The organism is Streptomyces sp. NPDC093065 (assembly GCF_044754585.1).
Taxonomy (GTDB): Bacteria; Actinomycetota; Actinomycetes; order Streptomycetales; family Streptomycetaceae; genus Streptomyces.
In genome coordinates, this window is record NZ_JBIVPJ010000036.1 from 15,077 (window position 1) to 37,380 (window position 22,304).

The following is a 22,304-nucleotide window of genomic DNA, read 5'->3' on the forward strand; positions in this document are numbered from 1 at the left end:
CCTTCCCCTCGGCGATCACCGCAGGCCCCGACGGGGCCCTCTGGTTCACCCTCAACCAGGCGAACGCCGTCGGCCGCATCACCGTCCACGGAGACATCGCGGTGCACCCGCTCCCCACCCCCGGCGCTGCACCCGTGGGCATCACCGGCGACGGCGCCGCCCTGTGGTTCGTTGAGATCACGGCGGGCCAGATCGGCAGGATCTCGCCAGATGGCGGGATCCAGGAGTTTCCGCTCCCCGACCGCACGGCCAGACCACACCTGCCGGGCGTCGCCGTCCGCTGGGCGGACTGCCGGTTCGCCTTCTGGAACTGCGTCACCCTGACCGACGTCGGCGCGGGCGCGGAACTCGTCGGGCAACGTGTGCGCCGGGCGGCGGACATCATGCGCTCGAAGAAGCGGCCCGGTTTCCTCTGGGTCTTCGAGGGCCTCCTGGACGACGCGGCGCTCGCCGCGCTGACCGACGCGGCGGAGCGGGCCGGCCTCGAACACGCCTTCCCCGGCACCGGCATGGCCGGCGACCTGCTGCACGTGCCCGATCCGGCCCATCCCGACCTGACGTTCGTACGCGTGAGCACCGACGCACACCTGCGGGCGTACGCGGACCTCAACTCGCGGGCCTACGGGTTCGCCCTGGAGGACGGCCGCGACGGTCTCGTCGGCTCCTCGCTGTGGAAGGACCGGGTGCACGCCTACCTCGGCCTGCGGGACGGCGTCCCGGTGACGTGTGCGGCGACCGTGGAGGCGGAGGGCCGGCTGTTCGTGGTGCTCGTCGCCACCGATCCGCGGTGGGAACGCCGCGGGTACGGCGAGGCGGTGACACGCAAGGCGCTGCACGAGGGGGCCCGCGCCACCGGCCTGACCCGTGCCACGCTGCACGCGACCGCCGCCGGGGCGCCCCCGTACCCGCGTATCGGTTTCAAGCCGAACTCACCGATGCGCTTCTACGGCCTGAAGGGCTGATCCCGGGCGCTGATCCCCGGCGCCCGGACCAGCCCCCGGCGCCGACGCGCGGCGAGTGCGGCGTTCAGTCGGTGAGGCGGTCGAGCACCACGGTGGCCAGTCTGAGGGCGGAGTGCAGTTCCCTCACCTCGGCGACGGTGGGGCGCACGACGTCCGGCCAGTCGCCGCGCAGCCCCGGCCAGTGGGCCAGCAGGACCTCGGCGCCCGGCAGGCCCAGACGGGCCTCGACGTCCATGAGGCCCTCGCCGGCCGGTGCCCAGGAGAGGCGGATGCGGCCCGGCGGGATGCGGGCGGGCGCGTCGAGGGACGACCAGGCGACCTGGAAGGTGCGCCCGGGGCCCTTGTCCACCGAGGTCACGACGGCACCGCGCACGCCGGCCGGCATGGGTGAGCGGGCGACGCCGCTCAGCGCGACCGGGGTACGGGAGGGGGCGCGGCCCTGGACCAGGGTGAGTGCGGGCGGGCCGACCCGCGCGGTGCGGGGCCGGTGTCCGGGCAGGGACCGCACGGCCTGGAGCGGCCGGTCGGCGTTCCCCCGCCGGTTGCTGTGAAGGGTCATCGTGCTCAACTCCGAACGGCACGGTACGGGCGGAAGGCGTCACGTGACGCGGTTACATCCTCCGGTGCGGGCGAAGTGCGACACATCCGTCATCTGACGGTCCGGACACCTCGGTGCGTCCTCGCCCGCGGGTACGCGCCGCCCTCACGCCGTGCCGCCGGTCCGCCACCCGGCCAGGAGCCGGGTGACCGCCTTCTCGGTGGGGGAGCCGCTCCCCGCCGTGAAGACGAAGAGGGTCTGGTCCGGTACGGACGGCGGCGACACCCCCACCACGTCGAACGTCAGCGACCCCGCCGTGGGATGCCGGATCACCTTGCGCGCCGGTACGTCGGCCGAGACCCGCTGCTTGCTCCAGAACTCCGCGAAGAGCGGACTTCTCACGGTCAGGTCCTCGACCAGCGCGCGCAGCCGTGCGTCGTCCGGATACCGGCCCACGTCGAGCCGGAGCATGCCGATGACGTCACCGGCGACGGCCTCCCAGTCCTCGAACCGGTGCGAACGGCGGTCGAGGAAGAACCAGCGGACGACATTGCGGTCCCCGGCCGGTTTCGCGTAGAAGTCCGTGATCACCGCGCGTGCGGCCTCGTTGAGGGCCAGGACGTCGGTGCCCCGGCCGTGCAGCACGGCTGGACTGTCGCCGACCGCCTCCATCAGCCTGAGCAGGCCGGGCCGCGCGGACCTGGCCGCCGCGGCGCCGTCGCACCCCGGCATGCGGTGGGCGAGGTTGAACAGGTGGAGCCGCTCGGCCGCGTCCAGGCCGAGTGCCGCCGCGAGGGCTCTCAGGACGGCGTCCGAGGGGGTAGCCTGACGGCCCTGCTCCAGACGGGCGTAGTAATCGGCGCTGACACCGGCGAGTTGGGCGATCTCCTCCCGCCGCAGGCCCGGTACCCTGCGCACTCCCTTGGTCGGCAGGGGCGCCAGGCCCGGATCGCCGGCCAGTCGCCGGGACCGCAGGAACTCACCCAAGGGGGCATTCGATGCCATCCGGTCATTCCTCACTCATACCTACATGCCGCCGCAAGGGTAGCACTGGCACACCTAGGAACAGCGGGGCGCGGGAAGGGCACATGTGTGAGCATGCCGGGTGTTTCATGGGGTGGACGAACCCAGGAAACGGCAGGCACCAGGATCACCGGTGGTTCTCATTGCCCCGACGACTTGATGGGTACCATGGCTGCGTTCACCGTTGACCTCCCGGACGAACTCCTGCACGGCTTCTACACCGGTGGCCGCTGGATCCCCGGCGACTCCACCCGTCGCGTCACGCTCGTCTCCCCCGCCACGGAGGAGGAGATGCTGAGTCTGCCGCTGGCCGACGGCGTGGAAGTGGACCGTGCCGTGGCAGCGGCCCGGGCCGCCTTCGACTCGGGGCCGTGGCCGCGTATGTCCGCCGCGGAGCGTGCCGGGTACCTGCGGCGCTTCGCCGACGAGATACGTGCGCGGCTCGGGCTGCTCGCCCGGCTGTGGACGGCTCAGGTGGGGCCCCGCTCCGTTTCGCCGAGGGGCTCGTCCACGCCGGTGAGAGCCGTTTCGACCACTTCGCGCGGCTCCTCGACGACTACGCGTTCAGTGAGCGGCGGCCCACCGCGCGCGGCCACGCGCGCATCGTGCGGGAGCCGGTCGGCGTGGCCGCCCTCGTCGCGCCCTGGAACGCCACGTTCAACATCTTCGCCCACAAGATCCCCGCGGCGCTGGCGGCCGGCTGCACCGTGGTGCTCAAGTCGCCGGTGGAGAGCCCGCTGGACGCGCTGGTGATCGCGCAGGCCGCCGATGCGGCCGGTCTGCCGCCGGGCGTGCTCAACGTACTCACGGCCGACACGCGGGAGTCCGCCCAGCTCGTGGAGTCGCGGGCGGTGGACAAGATCAGTTTCACCGGGAGTGTGCCCACCGGCCGGCGGATCGCCGAGGCCGCCGCCCGGCGGACGGCCCGTACGACGCTCGAGCTCGGCGGCAAGTCGGCCGCGATCCTCCTGGACGACGTCGACCTGTCGACGGCACTGCCCGCGCTCACGCCGTTCACCATGCCGTTCTCCGGTCAGATCTGCTTCTCCCAGACGCGCGTCCTCGCTCCCCTCCACCGCCTGGCGGAGGTGGCGGAGGCCTACACCGCCGCCGTACGGGCGCTCAGGGTGGGCGACCCGTGGGACCCGGCGACCGACCTGGGGCCGGTGCTCAACGCCCGCCAGTACCAACGGGTGCTCGGGTACGTCGAGGCGGGCCGCCGGGAGGGGGCCCGGCTGCTCACCGGTGGCGGACGCAGCGCCGGCTTCGACCGGGGGCACTACCTCGACCCCACCGTGTTCACCGACGTCACACCGGAGATGACGATCGCCCGCGAGGAGATCTTCGGCCCGGTGGTGACGGTGCAGGGCTACCGGGACGTCGACGAGGCGGTCCGGCTCGCCAACGACACGGACTTCGGGCTCAGCGGCAGTGTGTTCGGCGCGGACGCCGAGCGTGCCTTCGAGGTGGCCCTGCGGGTCGACACCGGCCACCTCGCGGTCAACGGCTTCGAGATCTCGCCCAACGTCCCGTTCGGCGGCCGGAAGCTGTCGGGCCTCGGCCGCGAGGGAGGACCCGAGGGTCTGGAGAGCTTCCTCGAGACCAAGGCGGTCTTCATGCCGGCGGTCTCCTAGGGGGTGCGGCCGGCCCGCACGCCGTCCGCCCTCCGTTCACCGAAGCCGTCGGCCCCGCCGGAAGCGGGAGCCACACGTACCGATGGATGCCGCTGATGCCTCACCTGCTCGACCTTCCCGTACGGGCCTCCCTCACCGCGGGACACCTGCGCTTCGCGCGCCAACGGGGCCGCGTCCTGCGCTACGCACCCGGTCTCGCCCCCTTCGCCGCGCTGCCGGACCGGCCGGAACCGGAGGACTGGGCGGACGCCGCGATGCTGGCCGGGCCCGGGGGTCTGCTGCACCTGGTGGGCCAGGATCCGGAGCTGCCGGCGGGCTGGCTGACGGTGTCCCACGTGCGCGGCGTCCAGCTCGTGCTGCGGCGCCCGGTCACGGCGTACGACAAGGAGGTCCGTGAACTGTCGCCCGTGGACATCCCGGAGATGGCGGCCCTGGTCCGGGCGACCCGTCCGGGCCCCTTCCAGCCCGGCAGCCACCGCTGCACCGCGTACTTCGGGATGCGCAGGTACGGGACGCTGATCGCCATGGGCGGTCTGCGGATGCGTCCGGCGGGTCACACCGAGATCAGCACCGTCTGTACGCTGCCCGAGTACCGGCGGCGGGGCCTGGCCCGGCGTCTGGTCGGGCACCTCTCCTCCGTGGCGGCGGACCAGGGGACCACGCCCTTCCTGCACGCCGAGGCCGGCCGGGAGGTGGTCCCCCGGCTGTACGGGTCGCTGGGCTTCGAACCGCGCCGCGACCTCTCCCTGCGGGAGATAGCGGCCCCGTTGGGCGGCGCACGGCTCCCGGGCACCGGCGCCGGGAACGGATACGTCCCGCCGGTGCCCAGGCAGCGCGGGCCGTCCGACTGAGCGGTACCGGGGCCCTCAGCCCCCGTCCGGTGCGCCGGGCCGGGTGTCCGCCATGCGGTTGAGCCAGTCCAGCAGCAGGAGCCGCTCGGCGGGGCTGAGGGCCGGGGTCTCCTCCCGGGTCAGGGCCGCGCGCAGCGCCATCGCCGCACCGGCCGTGTCCCGGCCCGGGTCGGGCACGGGTCCGCCGGCCGGGGGTGTGGTGACGGCGGCGACGACGAGGTCGCGGGTCACGTCCGCGGCGGCGGGGTCCCGCAGCTGAGGCGGGGTGCTGATCAAGGTGAGGATGGTGCCCATGCCCGCCGCGTGCACGACGGCCGCGGCCCGCTCGACGCTCATGCGCAGCCGGCCGGCCGCGGCGACCCGGGTGATCATGCCCTGCAGCTCGGTGACGGCCTCCCGGCCGGCCCGGGAGAGGCGGCCGGGGCGGGGCAGACCGTACACCAGGGTGTAGTACGCCGGCTGTTCGAGACCGAACCGGACGTGCAGGTCCCAGGCGTCGCGCAGGTCCCGCACCGGGTCCTCGCTGCGCGGCAGACGGCTCTTGGCCCGCAGATAGGTCTCGAAGCCGTACTCCCCCACGGCTTCGAGGAGGCCGTCCTTGTCTCCGAAGACGCGGAAGATCGTCGGCGGCGGCACGCCGGCCCGCGCCGCGACGGCACGCGTCGACATCGCGTCGAGGCCGTTCTCCTCCAGAAGGCCGGCGGCGGCGACGACGATCCTGTGCCGTAGCGTCGTCGGGCCTTCCTCCGGTTCCGCGTCGGTGTCCGTGTCCGAGTCCGTGTCCGTACGAGCAGCCATGTTCCGACGGTATCAAAAGGGGCGGATCGCCGGTTCACGCGACGGCGGCGGTACGTCGCCTCAGCGGTCCTGGTCCTCGGACGTCTTGCCCAGTGCGTCGCGCAGCGCGGCTCGGGTGGTGATGCCCAGTTTCGGGAACACCCGGTACAGGTGGGAGCTGACCGTGCGCGGGGACAGGTGCATCCGTTCGCCGATCTCCTTGTTGGTCAGACCGCCGGCGGCGAGGTCGGCGATCCGGCGCTCCTGCCAGGTCAGCGAGGCCAGGTGTGCCGACGAGGCACGCGCGGAGACACCCGAGGCCCGCAGTTCCGCCTGGGCCCGTTCGGTCCAGCCGGCGGCACCGAGCCGTTCGAAGCAGTCGACGGCACGGCTCAGCAACTGCCGTGCCGCCTTGGGACCGTGGGTGTGCCTCAGCCGGATGCCGTGGGCGAGGCGGATGCGGGCCAGCTCGAAGGGGAAGGTCGCGCCGCCGGGATGGGTCTCGGCCCGCGCGAACATCTCGGCGGCCTCCTTCTCGTCGGTCGCCGTCATCGCCAGCGCCCCGTAGGTGATCAGGGCCAGCCGGGGCGAGATGTCGGGCAGCCCCGCCTCCTGCGCGGCCAGCGCGTGCCGCCGGGCCTGTTCGGAGCGTCCGGTGTGGACGGCGGCCTCGACGAGGTCGAGCAGCGTGCGCGAGGCCTGGTGCGTGCTGGGCGCGAACGATCCGGGGGGTGTGATGCCGATCGCGTACAGGTAGGCGGCCTCGTAGTCCCCCTCGCTCAGCGCGACCGCCGTGCCGACCGCGTCGGCGATCTGGGTCAGGAACCCCACGCCCCGCGGGCGGGCCCAGGAGTCGACGGCGGCCTGCAGCTCCCGGGCCCGGTCCAACCGGCCGCGCAGCGCCGCGAGCAGGGCCAGATAGGCACGGCTGTGATGGGCGAACAGGACATGGCCGTGGGACGTCGTCAGTTCCAGCACGCGCAGCCCGGTCCGCTCCGCCTCGTCCCACTCCCCCACCGCCATCTGGTCGAGCATGATCAGGTGCAGCATGGTCATGCCGTTGGCCACGGCCCCCGTCTCCACCTCGCGGTCGACGGTGCGCTGGAGGAAGGGGCGGTAGTGGCTGAGCGTGTCGACGTGGTAGGCGGCCACGGCCAGCCGGGTGACGTCCCACGGTTCCATGGCCGGGAGTTCGGCGAAGGCCTCCTCCACCCGTCGGTGCACTCCCCTCCCGCGGCGCACGACGTCGCTCCACGCGTCCTGGTAGATCAGCGAACGGGGCGCGATCAGGTCGCCCATCGAGCCGAGCAGTTCGTGCGTACGCTCCCACACCGCGTGGTCGCTCGCGTACTGGTTGATGGCGAGCAGGAGGTTCACCAGCCGGCCGAGGACCTCCGGCGGCTGTCCGGCCGCCTCCTCGCGCAGGCTCTCGACGGCAGCCAGGACCTGCCGCGGCGAGGAGCGCACGTCGCCGTCCTCGTACAGGGCCACGTAGGCCGAGGTGAGCACCGAGGCCGGTGAGTCGCCGCGGCCCGGCGCCACGTCGGCGTGGACGAGTTCCCGGGCCTGGTCCAGCAGGGCGGAGTGCCCGGCGACGAACGCCGCGTCGCCCAGCCGTCTGGAGCGCTCCTCGTGACTCTCGCTCAGTTCCGCGGCCCGGGTCAGCCAGCCCACGGCCGCCGTCGCGCCCCCGCGCCGGGTCGCCGAGTCGGCCGCCGCCTCCAGGGCTAGCGCGACCCGTTCGTCGGGGTCGATCGTCGCGGCGGCCAGATGGGTGGCGTGCCGCTCCACGTCCTCGCGGTGCACCCGCGCCAGGGCCGCGTGCGCCGCGCGCCGCTGGTTGGGCGTCGCCGTCTGGACGACGGTGGAACGTATCAGGGGGTGCCGGAAGACGAAGTCGCCGCTGACCGGGTCGATGTCCAGGAGTCCGGCCGTGACCGCCTCGTCGGCGTCCCGCATGCGGTAGCGCAGGCCGCCCGTGCCGCCGGCTCCCGGCCCCGCGCCGACGCCGTCGAGGGCGCCCCGCAGCAGTTCCTCGCGCACCGCCTCGTCCAGCCGCTCGATGCGGGTGCCGTACACGTGCTGGAGGCGGCGGGGCAGCGGGACCCCGTGGTACCCGAACAACTCCTCGGCGCTGTGCCCGAGGTGGCCGTCGCCCACGTAGGGGGGCAGTTCCAGCAGCGCCAGCGGGTTGCCCCGGGCCTCCGCCAGGACCAGCCGGCGGGTCTGCCCGTCCAGCTCGGGGTAGTGCAGGTCCAGCATGTGCGCGGCGGCCTCGTCCGGCAGCGCGGGCACCGCCAGTTCCGGCAGCGCGGCCGTGTCGAAGCGCGAGGGGACCTCGGAGCGCAGTCCGACCACGAGCTTCACGGAGCTGCCCGTGAGCCGGCGCCCCACGAACCCGCATACCTCGGCGCTGGCCGAGTCCAGCCACTGGCCGTCGTCGAGCACGAGCAGCAGCGGCTTGCGCGACGCCGCCAGCGACAGCAGGTCGAGGACCGCGATGCCGAGCGCCATGACCGACGGGGGCCGCCCGTCGTGGCGCCCGAAGACGGCGTCGAAGGCGGCCCGGTGGCCCGTGTCGAGGCCGTCGATGTCCGGGAGCAGCGGATGGAGGAACTGGTGCAGGCCGGCGAACGGGAGGTCGGACTCCGCCTCGACCCCGACGGCCTTGATCACCTGGTACGCGTCCCCCGCCAGGCCGGTGACGTGGTCCAGCAGCGCGCTCTTGCCCGCCCCCGTCTCGCCCCTGAGGACGAGCGCCTGTCCCCCGGGCGCGGTCACGAAGGCGGCGAGCGCCCCCCGCTCCCCCTCGCGGCCGACCATTGTCCTGACGAGCGACTCCACGGTCCACCACTCCTTTCACCGCCGGCCCGGCCCGGTCACCCGCACGCCCAGGCGTGCGGTCCGTCCCGCTCGCGGCAACCGATGCGTGCCGGAATGCCGGGCCGGTTCGCTGGATGTGCCCGCCGGTGTGGACCGCTGGTTCACACTTCACCGGCAACACATGTGTCCGGTCGGGGTACCTTTTCGCTCATTGCGGTCGAAAAGTCTCCATGTGCGGCCAGAGTAAGCGGACCCGTATGTCCGGTCAACCGTGCGGCCCCAAGCGGTCGGGTGTGCCGTCGGGGGTGCGCCACGGCAGCGATACTGCCTCATCGCCGTCGCAGAGGGAAACGCACTTGCCCGCTCCCGCACATTCACACGTATCTTGATTTCCAGGTGTGCGGACCCTCCGCACATGTAGCATCTGGCCGTCAGGTACAGACACGACTGAACCACAGGGTTTCGGGCGCAGGACGGCCCCGCGACGGCCTGGAGGTATCCCGTATGGCGTCCGGTACGGCACCCGGCAAGGTCCTCGACGAGCTGAGCGGATTCAGCGACGGGCCGCGCGCCGTCGTGGACGCGCTCGGTACGCAGCGCGCCCGGTTCCTGCGCCATGTGGCGGCTCTCGACGACGCGGCGTGGCACGCGTCCACCCGCTGCTCGGAGTGGAACGTCCACGACGTGGTGCGTCATGTCCGCGAAGTGGCCGCGTTGCACGTGTTTCAGCTCGGCGGCCCGTTCCCCGGGTTCCGCCTCACCCGGGAGTTCGACCCGGTGTCGACCCCGGCCCAGTGGCTGGAGGGGACCGCCGGGGAGAGTCCGCAGGAGACCGTGCGGGAGCTGACCCTGCTGGTGAGGGAGGAGGAGCGGCTCCTGCGCGCGAAGGCGGGGACCGACCCCGACGAGACGGTACTGGGCGCGCTGGGACGCACCCTGCACTGGTCGGTGCAGTCCATCCACGCGTTCTGGGACGCGTGGATGCACGAGCGGGACGTCGTGCTGCCCCACGGCGGGGTCCCGCGGTACCCGGCCGGGGAGGTGCGGCTGGCCACGATGTACGGGCTGCTGTGCGCGGCCGCCCCGCCGAGCCGGAGGGGCGACCACGTGCACGCCGGCCTGCTGCTGGAGGGCGCCGCCGACGCCTCCTACGTCGTCACCTCCGTCGGCGGTGTCGTCCGGGTGCTGGCGGCCCCCGTCGACGGGGCGGACCGGCTGACCGGCGAGGCGGGTCCGACGCTGGACAGCCTCGCGGGCCGCGGCCCGGAACTTCACGACGTCCTGCACGGCCCCTCCGCCGCACTCGAACAGCTCGCCCTGCTGCGCAGGATCGTGACCTAGCCCGCGCTCCGGGCCCGGCGAAGGCCCCCAGACGACGGACCTCCGACTCCGGCCGCCAGGAGGTGCGTGGAGGCAGTGACACACCGGGGAAGCGGCGGCCGGTCCTCTGACACATCCACCTCGTGACGGACAGAAGGAGTCTTCGATGAGGGAGAACGAGCGCTCGGGCCGACCTGGCACCGACCGTCGCCGTTTCCTGGGGTACGCGGCGGCGGCCGGGGTCGTCGCCGGTCAGGTCGGCCTGCCCGGCCCGGCCGTGGCGGCCACCCCCGGTCGGGCGGCGCCGGCGGGCGCCGGTGCGGCGGCCGGGTGGACACCACGGCCCGGCTCGGGCATCCGCCCCTTCCGCATCCACGTCCGGCAGCGGGACCTGGGCGAGCTGCGGCGGCGCGTCAAGGAGACCCGCTGGCCGGATCGGGAGACCGTCGCGGACCGGTCCCAGGGCGCACAACTGGCCAGGATGCGGCCGCTGATGCACCACTGGGGCACCAGTACGACTGGCGCAGGCTCGAGAGGCGCCTCAACTCCCTGCCGCAGTACATCACGGAGATCGACGGACTGGACATCCAGTTCGCGCACATCCGTTCCCCGCACGCCGACGCCATGCCGATGCTGATGACGCACGGCTGGCCCGGGTCGATCGTCGAGCTGCTGAAGGTCATCGACCCGCTGACCAACCCGACGGCACACGGCGGGCGTGCCTCGGACGCCTTCCACCTGGTGCTGCCGACCCTGCCCGGCTACGGTTTCTCGGGCAACCCGGGCCGGAGCGGCTGGAATCCCGACCGCACGGCGCGCGCGTTCCACGCGTTGATGCTGAGGCTCGGATACCAGCAGTACGTCTCCCAGGGCGGGGACTGGGGCTCGCTCGTCTCGGAGGTGCTGGCGGTCCAGCGGCCGGAGGGGCTGCTGGGGATCCACGTCAACATGCCCGGTACCGTGCCGGACGACGTCCTGCGGCACCTGCGCAACTTCGATCCGGCTCCGGCGGGTCTGTCGGCGGACGAGACGAGGGCGTACGACCGGCTTCTGCACTTCTACCGCGACGGCTTCGGGTACGCGGCGATGATGAACCGCAGCCCGCAGACCATCGGCTACGCCCTGGCGGACTCCCCGGTGGCCATGGCGGCCTACTACTACGACAAGATCGCGGAGTGGACGGACTCCGACGGGGTGCCCGAGAGGCTCTTCTCCTACGACGAGATGCTGGACGCCATCTCGCTGTACTGGCTGACCAACACCGGGGCGTCGTCCTCGCGCCTGTACTGGGAGGGCACGCAGGCCGGTGGCGGACCGTTCAACGCCGTCGCCATCCCGGAGCTTCCGGTCGCGGTGACGGTCTTCCCCGCCGAGATCTACCCGGCGCCGCGCAGCTGGGGCGAGCGGACCTTCGGCAACATCATCCACTGGAACGAGGCGGCCAGGGGCGGGCACTTCGCCGCCTGGGAGCAGCCCGGGATCCTGGCCGACGAACTCCGCACCGCGTTCCGGGTGCTGCGGTAGCCGGCGCCCCCGGGCCCGGCAGGGCGTCTCGGCCCGCGTCCCTGTGGGGCGCGGGCCGAGACGGGTCCTGCGGAGTGGGTCAGACGGTGCGGGCCCGCTGCTGCCGGGCCTTCCAGGCCAGCAGGACGGCCTGGACGACGAAGAACACGCCGCCGCCCGTGGCGTAGGTCGACAGGACGTCCAGCGAGGGATCGTCACCCGCGGCCTGGACGATGTAGAAGATGCCGACCAGGAAGGACAGGCCGCCCGCGATCAGGACCGGCCACTGCTTGCCGAACTCGGGGCCGCGCCGGCGCAGACCGACCACCGCCTGGGCCGCTCCGGACAGGACGGCCCAGGCGCCGAACACGCTGAGCACGGTGGCGAAGGAGCCGGCGCCCGCGATGCCGACCGCGACGGCGGCGAGCGTGCTCAGCACCGCGTTGAACGCCGTCACCCGGCGCTCGGAACCGTCCGTGAGGGCCCGGTGGTCGATCACCGAGGACACCGCGTCGATCAGCGGGTAGACGACCAGCAGGGTGATCGCCGCGGCGTCCAGGGTGTCGTGGGCTCCGGCGAAGACCACGGCCCAGACCACCGCCAGGAGGCCCCGGATCAGGTACAGCCTCGTCAGGGAGGAGCGTTCGCCGTTCGCCGCGGGTGCCCCGGTCGTCAGGGTGTTGGTGGTCATCGGGAGCCGGCCTTTCCGGTGGTCGGGTTGGGTGGGTGTGGGGCCGTTCAGTGCCGGTGCGGCTTGACGCAGCGGAAGCTGTCGGCGTCGGCGATGTCACCGTGGCCCTTGTAGTGGGACACGAGCGGGTAGCGGCACAGGTCGCGCTCGACCTGCCGGCCGGAGGCGTTGGTGAGGGTGGCGCTCAGTGTGCCGGGGGCCTTGCCCTGCTCGACCCACTTGGTCAGGGCCGCCAGGTCGGTCCCCTGGCCGCCGAGTCCGCAGTGGACGGTGCCCTCGGGGAGGAAGAGACGGTAGAAGTCGTCGACCCGGTGCGTTCCGCCGAGCCTGCGCTCGACGCGCTCGCGGTAGTCCACGGTGCCCGCGGTGGGGATGTACTGGTCGGCCTGGCCGTGGTAGGTGAGCAGCTTGCCGCCCGACCTGCGGAAGGCCGACAGGTCCGGGTCGTCGGAGCCGATGATCTTGTCGTACTCGGCCTGGGACTGCTTGAACAGCTTGGTGAACTGGCTGTACGTCAGCTTCGAGGTGTCCAGGCCGGGCTGCTTGGCCACCCACTTCTTGGTCCAGTCGTCGGGGACCGTGAACGGCATGTCGCCGGCGAGGCCCTTGAACTCGGCGCCGATCGGCAGGCCGTACCAGAGCTTCTTGCCGGACGTGGTGCGCGGGCCGTCCCAGATCTTGCGGACCACCTTCGCGTCGGCCGCCGTGATGGTCTCCGTCTTGCCGTCGCAGTCGATCCTGGTGCCGATCAGGCGGCGCGGGTCGAAGTCGCAGCGCGAGGCGTCGGCGATCAGGCCGTCCCTGGCACCGTCGTTCAGGTCACAGGCCTTGAGCGCGGCCGCGTTGAAGGCCTTGAACTCACAGTCGGTGGGGCGGGTCTTCTCCTCGTTCATCACGACCTGCGGCCACAGCGTGGCGGGCACGTAGTCCGCCCAGTTGATGGCGGGCGAGTTGGCGAGGATGCCGTCGTAGTCGTCGGGGTGGCGCTGGGCCTCGACGTAGCCTTCGCGGCCTCCGGTCGAGCAGCCGTTGAAGTAGGAGTACGAGGGGGCCTTGCCGTAGATCGCGTCGGTGACCGCCTTGCCGACGACCGCCGCCTCGTGCTGGGAGCGCTCGGCGAAGTTCTTCAGGAGCGAGGTGTTGACCTTGCCCTTGCCGTCCAGCGCCCAGGAGCTGTCGACGGCGTCGCCGACGCCGCCGTCGGTGGTCGCGGCGGCATAGCCCTGCTTGACCGCGTTGGCCAGACCGGGGTTGTTGTCCCCGACCGCCCAGGCGGAGCCGCCGAAGGCCTGGAAGCGTCCGCTCCAGCCGGCCTTCTCGGGCAGCCAGGTCCGCACCTTGGCGTGGTCGCCCTCACCGGGGTGGGTGAGGGTGACCGTCACCTCGCAGTAGGACGGGACGTCGTAGACGGTGCCTTTGAGGTACCCGGTGCCCGTCACGGTGCCGCCCGGCTGGCGGACGGCCGTCACGGACTCCACCCTGGTGCCCGCGGGGGCCTTCACGGGGACGGACCGGCACTTGGCGGGAGCGGAGGCGGAGGCGGGGCTCCCGGTGTCCGCCGATGCGGTCGGCAGGTACACCGCCGCCGCGAGCGGCACACCGGCCGCGAGGACGGTCAGAAGTCGTCTCATGACTTTCCTATCCGAGAAGTGTGTGTCTGACGTGAGACACATGTGCTGGGTGGCGAACATGACGGTTGGCTCCGCCGACCGGTTCGCCGCAGGTGAATGCTCGGGCGATGCGCCGTTCTCACCGGATCGCTCCGCTGCCCGCTGGGGACGAGAAGAGACTGACACGGATGTCGTCACCGGTCAAGCAGGTGACGCGATAGTCGGGGCAGTCGACCGACATCGGTCACTCTGCCGCCGTGCCGGACCCGGCACATCAGTCAGTTGACGGTCAGTCCCGGCGCGGAGTCGGCCGCTCGGTGCTCTCGCCGGGACGCCGGCGGGCCGTCAGCTCCCGTCCGCCTCGGGTGCCGCGTCCTTCGTGCGGTCGTCCCCCGCGTCCCGCAGCCAGTGGGCGTGGTGGCGGTCCGCCCACGACCGGCTGACGTATCCGGTACGCATCCCCAGCCTCGCCTCCGGGTCCGCGTACGCCTTGCGCATGTGTCCGATCAGGACGACGGCGATCGCCCAGGCGAGGCAGTCGTGCACGAAGATCGCGCTGGTGCGCGAGACGGCGGGCAGCAGCCCCATGAACCACATGAGCAGGCCGGTGCCCGTCATCACCAGCACGGCGCCGGCGATCCAGCCCGCGTAGAGCTTCTGGCCGGCGTTGAACTTCCCGGCCGGACGCGACTGCGGCGAGGTCAGGCGTCTGCGGGCGGACCGCAGCCACCGCCTGTCGTAGGCGGCGAAACGGTTCAGCCTGCGCAGGTCCGCGCGGAACGCCGGGGACAGGAGACCCAGCAGGAAGGGCAGCGGCAGCAGGATGCCCGACCACTCGTGGACCGTCGCCATCAGGTGACGCCGCCCGACGAGTTGGGCGAGCGGCCCCAGATAGAGACAGGCCGCGGTGACCAGGCAGAGCAGCATCAGCCACCCGGTGGCGCGGTGGACCACGCGTTCGGCGGTGCTGAACCGGCGCACCCGGCCGGAGCGCTCAGGCGGCGTCACTGTGCCGCCCTTCCCCGTCGAGCCAGCCGTCCAGCGGGTACCCGCGCTCCTCCCAGTAGCCGGGCACGACCTCGGGGGTGACGGAGATGCCGGACAGCCACTTCGCCGACTTGTAGAAGTACATCGGAGCGACGTAGAGGCGGACCGGTCCGCCGTGCTCGTGGGTGATCGGCTCGTCCTGCATGTTCAGCGCCACCAGCACGTCCGAGCGACGCGCCTGCTCCAGCGTGAGGCTCTCGCTGTAGGCGCCGTCGAAGCAGGTGAAGCGGATCGCCGTCCCCCGGGAGCGCACCCCCGCGTCGTCCAGGAGGTCCGCGAGCCGCACGCCCTCGAACGGCGTCTTGTCCACCCGCCAGCCGTCGGTGCACAGGACGTCGTGGACGACCCGGGTCTGCGGCAGCGCGCGCAGGTCGGCCAGCGTGTAGGTCCTGGGACGGTCGACCAGGCCGTCGAGCCGCAGCTCGTAGTTGGTCTCGTCCTTGCGCGGCACCGAGCCGACGATGCTGTAGTAGCGGAAGCCGCCGGGGTTGGGCAGCAGACCGCTCAGGCCGGTCGGATCGAGCTGCGAGGCGGAGCCGAGCACGCCTTCCCAGCCGCGCTGGAGATAGGGCGCGGCGGCGAGCCCCGCGGCTCCCAGGCCGAGCATGCCCAGCAGCGCGCGCCGTCCGACCGGGGCGCCGTCGGCGTCCCGCTTCGGCTCTTGTGCCATTGCCATGTTCAGTGCTCCTTCGGTGCGGCGACGGATCCGCCGGTCCCCGGGCGCACACCGCCCGACACATGTGCACTGTATGTGTCTCGGCACCCGGCCGGGTCCCGCACACGTCCGAGACGGGAGATCGTCACCAGTCCAAGTGGTGACGATGATGGCATCCTTGTGTCGCGACTGTCAACGAGCCGTTCACATGTGTGCCGCGAGGGGCCCGCCCTCCGGCGGAACCCACCGGCGGAACCCACCGGGGGGCGATTTGCTCACCTGTTAGACTCGACCGGACCTGACCCGTACGCACAGGGAGTGGCAGACATGGTGGGTGACGACGACATCTCGGGGTGAGACCCGGACCCGATGGCCACCGGCCGGCGCTCAGACCGCTGCCGCAGTGGCCTCACTGTCGTCCCCTTTTTCCCTTGCCTGTCCAGGGCGGACACCGCTCTGCCCGCACGCACCCCGAGGTCACCCTCCATGTCCGACGCCTCCATCGTCTGCTCGAACCTCTCCTTCGCCTGGCCGGACGACACCCCGGTCTTCCACGACCTGTCCTTCACCGTGAACAGCGGCCGCACCGGCCTGGTCGCACCCAACGGCTCCGGCAAGAGCACGCTGCTCAAGCTGATCGCCGGTGAACTCGCGCCCGCCACCGGCTCGGTGTCGGTGGGCGGCACCCTGGGCTATCTGCCGCAGAGCCTGCCGCTGACCCGCGATCTCACGGTCGCCGAGGTCCTCGGGATCGCCGAGGTGATCCGCGCCCTGGACGCCGTCGAGTCCGGGGACGTGGACGAGAAGCACTTCGGCACCATCGGCGACGACTGGGACATCGAGGAACGCACCCGCGCCCAGCTCGACCGCCTCGGTCTCACCGACCTCACCCTGGACCGGAGCCTGAACACGCTCAGCGGCGGCCAGGTCGTCTCGCTCGGCCTCGCGGCCCAGTTGCTGAAGCGGCCGGACGTGCTGCTGCTGGACGAGCCCACAAACAACCTCGACCTCGAAGCCCGGCACAAGCTCTACGACGTGCTGGGGGACTTCGGCGGCTGCCTGCTGCTCGTCAGCCACGACCGGGCCCTGCTCGACCGCATGGACCGCATCGCCGAGCTCGGCAGCAGCGAACTCAAGCTGTACGGCGGCAACTTCACCGAGTACGAGGAGGCCGTGCAGGCCGAGCAGGAGGTCGCCGAGAAGAACGTCCGCAACGCCGAGCAGGAACTGAAGCGGGAGAAGCGCGAGCTGCAGCAGGCCCGCGAGCGCGCCGACCGCCGCGCGAGCAACGCCGCCAAGAACCTCAAGAACGCCGGTCTGCCCCGCATCTTCGCCGGCAACATGAAGCGCGGCGCCCAGGAGTCCGCCGGCCGCGCCGGCCAGATGCACGCCTCCCGCGTCAGCGAGGCCAAGGCCCGGCTCGACGAGGCGGGGCGCGCGCTGCGCGACGAGCAGCGCATCAGCCTCGACCTGCCCGAGACCAACGTGCCCGCCGGGCGCAACCTGTTCGTCGGCGAGCAGTTGCAGGTCCGCCACGGCGACCGGCCCGTCTTCGCCGGCCAGGGTGTCGAGCTGTCCGTCCGCGGCCCCGAGCGCATCGCGCTGACCGGCCCCAACGGCGCCGGAAAGACCACGCTGCTGCGCCTGGTCACCGGCGATCTGGAGCCGGAGGCCGGGGAGATCAAGCGGGCCGACGGGCGCATCGCCTATCTCTCGCAGCGGCTGGACCTGCTGGACGTGGACCGCACCGTCCTGGAGAACTTCACCGCGTTCGCCCCCCAGCGGCCCGAGGCCGAGCGGATGAACCTGCTCGCGCGCTTCCTGTTCCGCGGTGCGCGGGCCCATCTCCCGGTGCGGGTGCTCTCCGGCGGTGAGCGGCTGCGCGCCACCCTGGCCTGCATCCTGTGCGCCGAACCGGCGCCGCAGCTGCTGCTCCTCGACGAGCCGACGAACAACCTCGACCTGGTCAGCGCCGGCCAGCTGGAGAGCGCGCTGAACTCCTACCAGGGCGCGTTCGTCGTGGTCAGCCACGACGAGCGGTTCCTCACCGAGATCGGCGTCAACCGGTGGCTGCGCCTGGCCGACGGCACACTCAAGGAGACGGGAGCCCCCGCGGTGTGAGCCGCCGGCGTGTCGACGTGACCCGCGTCCGAGGCCCCGCGCCCGGCGGGTCCAGCCCGCACATGTTGGACGGTTCCCATGCCCCAGCCCGCCCTGATCGCCCACGACCTCGTCCGCAACCTGGGAGGCCGGCGGGTGCTCGACGGCGTCGGCCTGACCGCCTCGCCCGGCCACCGCATCGGCCTGATCGGTGAGAACGGCGTCGGCAAGTCCACCCTGCTGCGCCTGCTGGCCGGGGTGGACGAACCCGACGCCGGCAGCGTCACGCGCCCGCCCGACCCGGGCTTCCTGCAACAGGAGATGGCCTTCGACGCCGGGGCGACGATCGCCGCGGTGCTGGACGAGGCGCTGCGCGAGTCCCGCGAGGTCCTCGCCGGGCTGGAACGGCTGACCGAGGACCTCGCCCGCACCGCGGACGACGACCCCGGCCACGCCGAGCTGCTCGACGCCTACGGCAGGCGGCTGGAGGAGGCCCAGGACCGCGAGGCCTGGGACGCGGACCGGCGCGCGGCCGTCGTACTGGAGGGGCTCGGCCTCGGCTCGTTCGGGCACGACCGGACGCTCGGCTCCCTGTCCGGCGGGCAGCGCGGGCGCCTCGCGCTGGCCGCGCTCCTGGTGCGGCGGCCGTCGGCGCTGCTGCTCGACGAGCCGACCAACCACCTCGACGACGACGCCGCCGCCTTCGTCGAGGAGCAGGTGCGGAGCCTGCCCGGGGCCGTGGTGGTGGCCAGCCACGACCGGGCCTTCCTCGACGCCGTCTGCACCGACCTGATCGACCTCGACCCGGCCGTGGACGGCCCGGTGCGCTACGGCGGCAACTACAGCGCCTACCTCGCCGAGAAACGTGCCGAGCGGGAGCGCTGGGAGCGGCGCTGGGCGGAGGAGCAGGAGGAACTGGAGTCGCTGCGGCACTCGGCCGGTGTGACGGCGCGCGCCGTCGCGCCGGACCGGGGGCCGCGCGACAACGAGAAGATGGGCTACGGCCACCGGGCGGGCCGGGTGCAGAGCCAGATCTCCCGCCGGGTGCGCAACGCCACCCGCAGGCTGGAGGAACTGGAGCGCACCCGGGTCGGTGAGCCCCCGCGGCCCCTGCGGTTCACCGGCGCGGCGCTCGCCGCCGAGGCGCCGGCGGCGCAGGGCGCGGGAAGTCCGGCGGACCGGGACGATCCCCTGGTCTCCCTGCGCGGGGTGCGGGTGCCGGGCCGGCTCACGCTGGACGGGGCGGAGGTGTCGGCGGCCGACCGGCTGCTGGTCACCGGAGGCAACGGGGCCGGGAAATCGACCCTGCTGGCCGTGCTCGCCGGACACCTCACGGCCGAGGGAGAGATCCGCAGGCGCGCCGGGCTGACGGTGGCGCTGCTCGCCCAGGACAGCGTGTTCGACCGGCCGGACCGAACCGTCCGGGACACCTACGGGCTGGAGCTCGGCCCCGAGGGCGCCGCAGCGGTCCCGCTGGGCTCCCTGGGTCTGATGCACGAGGCGGACCTGGACAAACCGGTCGGGCATCTCTCGGTCGGCCAGCGCCGGAGGCTGGCGCTGGCCCTTCTGGTGGCCCGTCCCCCGCAGCTCCTGCTGCTCGACGAGCCCACGAACCACCTGTCCCCGCGCCTGTGCGACGAACTGGAGGACGCCATGGGCACCGGCCCCGGCGCGATCGTCGTCGCGAGCCACGACCGGTGGCTGCGCAAGCGCTGGCAGGGCCGGGAACTGAGGCTGGACCCGGGGGTGACGCGGCGTTCCGTCACCGGCGCGGCGGCCGGCCGGGGGCCCGGGCACGGAGGGCGGGGATGAGGTGAGACGTGACGGGGGGGACCCGTCACCGGAGACAAAGAACACCGCTTCGACCGGTGACGGTCCTTGCGGTCCCACACAGTCACCTGTCAAGATGGTGATGTGAATCTTAACCATGTCTTCGTATGCGGAAATCCCGCCCTCGACTTCGCCGCCACGCTGCGCGCCCGGCGCTCGACGCGCTTCGAGATGTTCGCGACCCCGGACCGGCTGGACGCCTGGTATCTGGAGTCCGGCATCGTCGACACGGTCCTCCCCGGTGACGAGAGCGACGTCGAGCAGGCCACGATCGTACGGGAGGCCATCTACGAGCTGGTCACGGCCCGGCGTCTCGGGGAGGAGTTCGACGAGGAGGCGCTCGACGTCCTGAACGAGGCCGCGCGCAGGGCACCGGCGACGCCGCAGCTCACCCCGTCCGGCCGCCGCACCGAGGCGACACCGGAGCAGGCCCTGTCCACCGTCGCCCGGCACGCCGTCGAGCTCCTCAGCGGGCCGGACGTGCCCCTGATGAAGGAGTGCGGCAACCCCGAGTGCACCCGCGTCTACATCGACCGGTCGCGCGGCATGCGGCGGCAGTGGTGCGGCATGGACTCGTGCGGCAACAAGATCAAGGCTGCCGCCTACCGGGCCCGCAAGAGGACCGCGCCCGCCGCGGCCGCTCACTGAACCGCCGCGCCGCCCCACGCCCTCCGGCCGCGCGCCGGCCCCCTCTCGCAGCCGTGCACGCCGAGCGCCCTCAGCGTCCGGCGGAAGCTCCTCGTCAGCGGCGCCCTGGCCCAGCGCACCCACGGCGGGAAGCGGACGGAGATCCGGTCCCGGCCGGGCAGGGGCTCGGGGTGCTCCAGGAAGCCGAGGACCAGGTGCGGCCCGCTCAGGGGGACCCCGTCGGCGACCGCCTCGCGCAACCGGGCGGTATCCGTTTCGGGAACGGCCGGGAACAGCGTCCTCAGCACCGCCTCCTCGGCGGCGAGATGGCCGCCGAGGAGGCCCAGGATCCGGTGGGACGCCCGGGTGCCCTGCTTCATCGCCAGGCCCCAGCTCAACGATCCGCCGGCCTCGCGCTCCTTGGCGATCTCACCGACGGCCCGCGTCAGGGCGTCGAGCTCCTCGACCAGCGTCCCGTGCTCCTCGCTCAGCAGGTCGAGACGGGCCACGGCGCGGTGCGGACTCTCCCGCAGCAGGGGCCACAGGGACGCCTCCCGGCGCACATGGTGGTGCCCGACCTCGATCAGCCACCGCGCGGTGAGGACCAGGGCCCTCGTCTCGACGGCCGCACCGGCCGCCAGCCTGGTGAAGGAGGCGGCGACGGTCTCGGCTCCCCTGGCCATCACGCCGTGACCGGCGAGGACCTCGTCGATCAGACGGGTGCCTTCGTCGGACGACGCCCCGGTGGCGGACATCGGCAGCACCTTTCTCTCTCTGTCCGGGGTCTGCCCCGGGGGTCGGTCTGTCCCGGGCCGGTTCACGGCCAGGTCACACATGCCGAGTAACTCACACGTGTCAAGCGGTCGAGCCGAGTTCGTTCCCGCGTGCCGCGGTCATCGCCCGGTGTGCGGGAACGTGGCGTCCAGGATCTTCTCGGCGAGCGCGGCCGTCGCCCCCGAGGGCTCCTTCAGGCACACGGACACCTGCACGTCGAAGGTCCCTCCGCCGGCGGGGCGGACCGTCTCCCAGCCGATGCTCTCCCGGTCGGCCCGCGTTCCCGTGCAGGTCTTCAGCGGCGGGACCACGCTCTGCCCGAGCGGTTTCGCCCCGCGCCCGTCGTGCCGTCCGGCGCCGTAGCGGAAGACGAGGAACGCGCCCCCCGCCTCGAGTCCGTCCAGGGGCAGGCAGCCACGCAGCGCCGCGGCCGGAATCCGGTAGCAGCCCTCGGGCACCGGGGGGTGCAACGGCTGCGAGGCCAGGAACCCGACGAAGCCGCCGTCCGCGTCCTCGACGGTCAGGCTGTGCCACCCCTCGGGCACCTGGGCCCACACCGGCCGGGACGGGTCCAGCAGTTGCGCGACGGTCGTGCCGGACGGGAACGCCGCGGGCTGCGCGGGTGTGCTCCCGTGCCGCAACTGCCCCGGTCCCAGGGTGACCGCGACCGCGACGGCGGCCGCCGACACCACCGCACCGGCCGCCGTGCGCCGCCGGCGGCGCCGACGCACCCGCAGCGCGATGCGCTCCATCCGGTCGGCCGGCGCCGCGGGCGAGGGCACCGTCTCCTCCAGGAGCCGGCGCACCGCGCGCGCCGTCTCGCGCGATGGTTCCTCAGACGTGCCACGCATAGCCGTCGCTCCCCTCCTTGGTGCCGGGTGCCGCCGTCATCAGTGTCGAGCGGAGTGAGTTCAGTGCCTTGGACGCCTGGCTCTTGACGGTGCCCGGCCGGCAGCCCAGCGTGTGGGCCGTCTCCTCCACGCTCAGTCCCTCGAAGTACCGCAGGACCACCACGGCCCGCTGCCGCGGCGGCAGTCCGCGCACGACCAGGGCCAGCGACCGCTCCAGGTCGACGGCGGCGAACGGGTCGGCGGACGTGGCCTCCTCGGGCATCCGGTCGTGCGGTATCTCGCCCCGCCAGCGCCGCTGCCACCACGAGGCGTGGGTGTTGACCAGCGCCTTGCGGATGTAGGCCTCCGGGTTCTGCTCGCAGATCCGCCGCCACTTGGGCCAGACCTTGGCCAGCACCGTCTGCAGGAGGTCCTCCGCGAGGTGGGTGTCTCCGGTCAGCAGCCAGGCGACCCGGAGCAGCCTCGGCCCGCGTGCCGCCACGAACGCCTCGAAGTCCCTCTCGCGTTCCGTGCCGGCCGTCATGCCTGTGTCCCTGGCGCAGTTCTCACATGTACTACCACCGGTCGGCACCTCCCTCCGGTTGCCCGGGACGGCGGGATTCCTGACCGCCGCCCTCCGAAACGTGATGCGGGACACATATGTGTGCCGTCGGGCAACCCTACGGCGGCCCTGCCGGGTTGGGAGCGT

At 72.8% G+C, this 22,304-nt stretch carries 17 protein-coding genes and 3 pseudogenes; 9 read left to right on the top strand and 11 right to left on the bottom strand.

Annotation, left to right across the window (positions count from 1 at the left end):
- Nucleotides 1–260: 260 nt before the first annotated feature.
- Nucleotides 261–962, top strand: a pseudogene (locus ACIQFU_RS36520) (GNAT family N-acetyltransferase); the annotation flags it as partial.
- A 64-nt stretch (nt 963–1,026) separates the two neighbouring features.
- On the opposite strand, the gene ACIQFU_RS36525 reads toward ACIQFU_RS36520, so the two are convergent.
- Nucleotides 1,027–1,521 (bottom strand): hypothetical protein, encoded by a 495-nt coding sequence (locus ACIQFU_RS36525; RefSeq protein ID WP_402557501.1) that lies wholly within the window; start codon nt 1,519–1,521, stop codon nt 1,027–1,029.
- 144 nt (nt 1,522–1,665) lie between these two features.
- Entirely contained in the window at nt 1,666–2,505 is an 840-nt protein-coding gene (locus tag ACIQFU_RS36530; RefSeq protein ID WP_402557503.1) for a helix-turn-helix transcriptional regulator, read from the bottom strand.
- 309 nt (nt 2,506–2,814) lie between these two features.
- Here ACIQFU_RS36530 and ACIQFU_RS36535 point away from each other — a divergent pair.
- Nucleotides 2,815–4,157 (top strand): annotated as a pseudogene (locus tag ACIQFU_RS36535) (aldehyde dehydrogenase family protein).
- 95 nt (nt 4,158–4,252) lie between these two features.
- Nucleotides 4,253–5,008, top strand: coding sequence for a GNAT family N-acetyltransferase (locus ACIQFU_RS36540; protein WP_402557505.1), 756 nt, complete (start codon nt 4,253–4,255; stop codon nt 5,006–5,008).
- Between the two features lie 15 nt (nt 5,009–5,023).
- Here ACIQFU_RS36540 and ACIQFU_RS36545 read toward each other — a convergent pair whose 3' ends face one another.
- Together ACIQFU_RS36545 and ACIQFU_RS36550 are read right to left on the bottom strand one after the other, a co-directional pair.
- Nucleotides 5,024–5,806, bottom strand: coding sequence for a TetR/AcrR family transcriptional regulator (locus ACIQFU_RS36545; RefSeq protein ID WP_402557506.1), 783 nt, complete (start codon nt 5,804–5,806; stop codon nt 5,024–5,026).
- Between the two features lie 60 nt (nt 5,807–5,866).
- Nucleotides 5,867–8,608: an AAA family ATPase gene (locus ACIQFU_RS36550; protein ID WP_402557541.1), complete on the bottom strand. Its 2,742-nt coding sequence runs from the start codon at nt 8,606–8,608 to the stop codon at nt 5,867–5,869.
- A 504-nt stretch (nt 8,609–9,112) separates the two neighbouring features.
- Between ACIQFU_RS36550 and ACIQFU_RS36555 the strand changes: the two genes are divergently transcribed.
- The 3 genes and pseudogenes from ACIQFU_RS36555 to ACIQFU_RS36565 all read left to right on the top strand — a co-directional run bounded on the left by ACIQFU_RS36555 (nt 9,113) and on the right by ACIQFU_RS36565 (nt 11,452).
- A complete protein-coding gene (locus tag ACIQFU_RS36555; RefSeq protein ID WP_402557508.1) occupies nt 9,113–9,949 on the top strand; it encodes a maleylpyruvate isomerase N-terminal domain-containing protein in 837 nt (278 codons plus the stop codon).
- Nucleotides 9,950–10,094: 145 nt separating this feature from the next.
- Nucleotides 10,095–10,537 (top strand): annotated as a pseudogene (locus tag ACIQFU_RS36560) (epoxide hydrolase N-terminal domain-containing protein); the annotation flags it as partial.
- A gap of 15 nt (nt 10,538–10,552) precedes the next feature.
- Nucleotides 10,553–11,452: an alpha/beta fold hydrolase gene (locus tag ACIQFU_RS36565; RefSeq protein WP_402557542.1), complete on the top strand. Its 900-nt coding sequence runs from the start codon at nt 10,553–10,555 to the stop codon at nt 11,450–11,452.
- 79 nt (nt 11,453–11,531) lie between these two features.
- Here ACIQFU_RS36565 and ACIQFU_RS36570 read toward each other — a convergent pair whose 3' ends face one another.
- The 4 genes from ACIQFU_RS36570 to ACIQFU_RS36585 all read right to left on the bottom strand — a co-directional run bounded on the left by ACIQFU_RS36570 (nt 11,532) and on the right by ACIQFU_RS36585 (nt 15,449).
- Complete coding sequence (locus ACIQFU_RS36570; protein WP_402557510.1) at nt 11,532–12,122, bottom strand: DUF308 domain-containing protein; 591 nt, start codon at nt 12,120–12,122, stop codon at nt 11,532–11,534.
- Nucleotides 12,123–12,169: 47 nt separating this feature from the next.
- Nucleotides 12,170–13,753, bottom strand: a complete 1,584-nt coding sequence (locus ACIQFU_RS36575; RefSeq protein ID WP_402557511.1) for a tannase/feruloyl esterase family alpha/beta hydrolase — start codon at nt 13,751–13,753, stop codon at nt 12,170–12,172.
- 324 nt (nt 13,754–14,077) lie between these two features.
- Nucleotides 14,078–14,740 carry a cytochrome b/b6 domain-containing protein gene (locus ACIQFU_RS36580; protein ID WP_402557512.1) on the bottom strand — a complete coding sequence of 221 codons (663 nt, stop codon included), beginning with the start codon at nt 14,738–14,740 and terminating at the stop codon, nt 14,078–14,080.
- A complete protein-coding gene (locus tag ACIQFU_RS36585; RefSeq protein ID WP_402557544.1) occupies nt 14,727–15,449 on the bottom strand; it encodes a molybdopterin-dependent oxidoreductase in 723 nt (240 codons plus the stop codon). The genes ACIQFU_RS36580 and ACIQFU_RS36585 overlap by 14 nt, the downstream gene beginning before the upstream one ends.
- A gap of 471 nt (nt 15,450–15,920) precedes the next feature.
- On the opposite strand from ACIQFU_RS36585, the gene abc-f reads away from it, so the two are divergent.
- The 3 genes from abc-f (at nt 15,921) to ACIQFU_RS36600 (ending at nt 20,012) form a co-directional block, all read left to right on the top strand.
- Complete coding sequence (gene abc-f, locus ACIQFU_RS36590; RefSeq protein WP_402557514.1) at nt 15,921–17,555, top strand: ribosomal protection-like ABC-F family protein; 1,635 nt, start codon at nt 15,921–15,923, stop codon at nt 17,553–17,555.
- A 78-nt stretch (nt 17,556–17,633) separates the two neighbouring features.
- Nucleotides 17,634–19,346 (top strand): ABC-F family ATP-binding cassette domain-containing protein, encoded by a 1,713-nt coding sequence (locus ACIQFU_RS36595; protein WP_402557516.1) that lies wholly within the window; start codon nt 17,634–17,636, stop codon nt 19,344–19,346.
- Between the two features lie 102 nt (nt 19,347–19,448).
- Nucleotides 19,449–20,012, top strand: coding sequence for a CGNR zinc finger domain-containing protein (locus ACIQFU_RS36600; RefSeq protein ID WP_402557518.1), 564 nt, complete (start codon nt 19,449–19,451; stop codon nt 20,010–20,012).
- Here the strand turns inward: ACIQFU_RS36600 and ACIQFU_RS36605 are convergent.
- The 3 genes from ACIQFU_RS36605 to ACIQFU_RS36615 form a co-directional block, all read right to left on the bottom strand.
- On the bottom strand, nt 20,006–20,746 hold the full coding sequence (locus ACIQFU_RS36605; protein ID WP_402557519.1) for a hemerythrin domain-containing protein: 741 nt from the start codon (nt 20,744–20,746) through the stop codon (nt 20,006–20,008). The two genes, ACIQFU_RS36600 and ACIQFU_RS36605, sit on opposite strands and share 7 nt — an antisense overlap.
- Before the next feature lie 138 nt (nt 20,747–20,884).
- A complete protein-coding gene (locus ACIQFU_RS36610) occupies nt 20,885–21,616 on the bottom strand; it encodes a hypothetical protein (RefSeq protein ID WP_402557521.1) in 732 nt (243 codons plus the stop codon).
- Nucleotides 21,600–22,139: a SigE family RNA polymerase sigma factor gene (locus ACIQFU_RS36615; RefSeq protein WP_402557523.1), complete on the bottom strand. Its 540-nt coding sequence runs from the start codon at nt 22,137–22,139 to the stop codon at nt 21,600–21,602. Before ACIQFU_RS36615 ends, ACIQFU_RS36610 begins: the two co-directional genes overlap by 17 nt.
- Nucleotides 22,140–22,304: the final 165 nt, after the last annotated feature.

Bases quoted from the DNA above. Each gene is read 5' to 3' on its own strand.
- ACIQFU_RS36570 (WP_402557510.1), bottom strand. From the start codon at position 12,122: ATGACCACCAACACCCTGACGACCGGGGCACCCGCGGCGAACGGCGAA.
- ACIQFU_RS36605 (WP_402557519.1), bottom strand. From the start codon at position 20,746: ATGTCCGCCACCGGGGCGTCGTCCGACGAAGGCACCCGTCTGATCGAC.
- ACIQFU_RS36545 (WP_402557506.1), bottom strand. From the start codon at position 5,806: ATGGCTGCTCGTACGGACACGGACTCGGACACGGACACCGACGCGGAA.
- ACIQFU_RS36555 (WP_402557508.1), top strand. From the start codon at position 9,113: ATGGCGTCCGGTACGGCACCCGGCAAGGTCCTCGACGAGCTGAGCGGA.
- ACIQFU_RS36565 (WP_402557542.1), top strand. From the start codon at position 10,553: ATGCCGATGCTGATGACGCACGGCTGGCCCGGGTCGATCGTCGAGCTG.
- abc-f (WP_402557514.1), top strand. From the start codon at position 15,921: ATGTCCGACGCCTCCATCGTCTGCTCGAACCTCTCCTTCGCCTGGCCG.
- ACIQFU_RS36610 (WP_402557521.1), bottom strand. From the start codon at position 21,616: ATGCGTGGCACGTCTGAGGAACCATCGCGCGAGACGGCGCGCGCGGTG.
- ACIQFU_RS36575 (WP_402557511.1), bottom strand. From the start codon at position 13,753: ATGAGACGACTTCTGACCGTCCTCGCGGCCGGTGTGCCGCTCGCGGCG.
- ACIQFU_RS36615 (WP_402557523.1), bottom strand. From the start codon at position 22,139: ATGACGGCCGGCACGGAACGCGAGAGGGACTTCGAGGCGTTCGTGGCG.
- ACIQFU_RS36585 (WP_402557544.1), bottom strand. From the start codon at position 15,449: ATGGCACAAGAGCCGAAGCGGGACGCCGACGGCGCCCCGGTCGGACGG.
- ACIQFU_RS36530 (WP_402557503.1), bottom strand. From the start codon at position 2,505: ATGGCATCGAATGCCCCCTTGGGTGAGTTCCTGCGGTCCCGGCGACTG.
- ACIQFU_RS36540 (WP_402557505.1), top strand. From the start codon at position 4,253: ATGCCTCACCTGCTCGACCTTCCCGTACGGGCCTCCCTCACCGCGGGA.
- ACIQFU_RS36550 (WP_402557541.1), bottom strand. From the start codon at position 8,608: ATGGTCGGCCGCGAGGGGGAGCGGGGGGCGCTCGCCGCCTTCGTGACC.
- ACIQFU_RS36525 (WP_402557501.1), bottom strand. From the start codon at position 1,521: ATGACCCTTCACAGCAACCGGCGGGGGAACGCCGACCGGCCGCTCCAG.
- ACIQFU_RS36595 (WP_402557516.1), top strand. From the start codon at position 17,634: ATGCCCCAGCCCGCCCTGATCGCCCACGACCTCGTCCGCAACCTGGGA.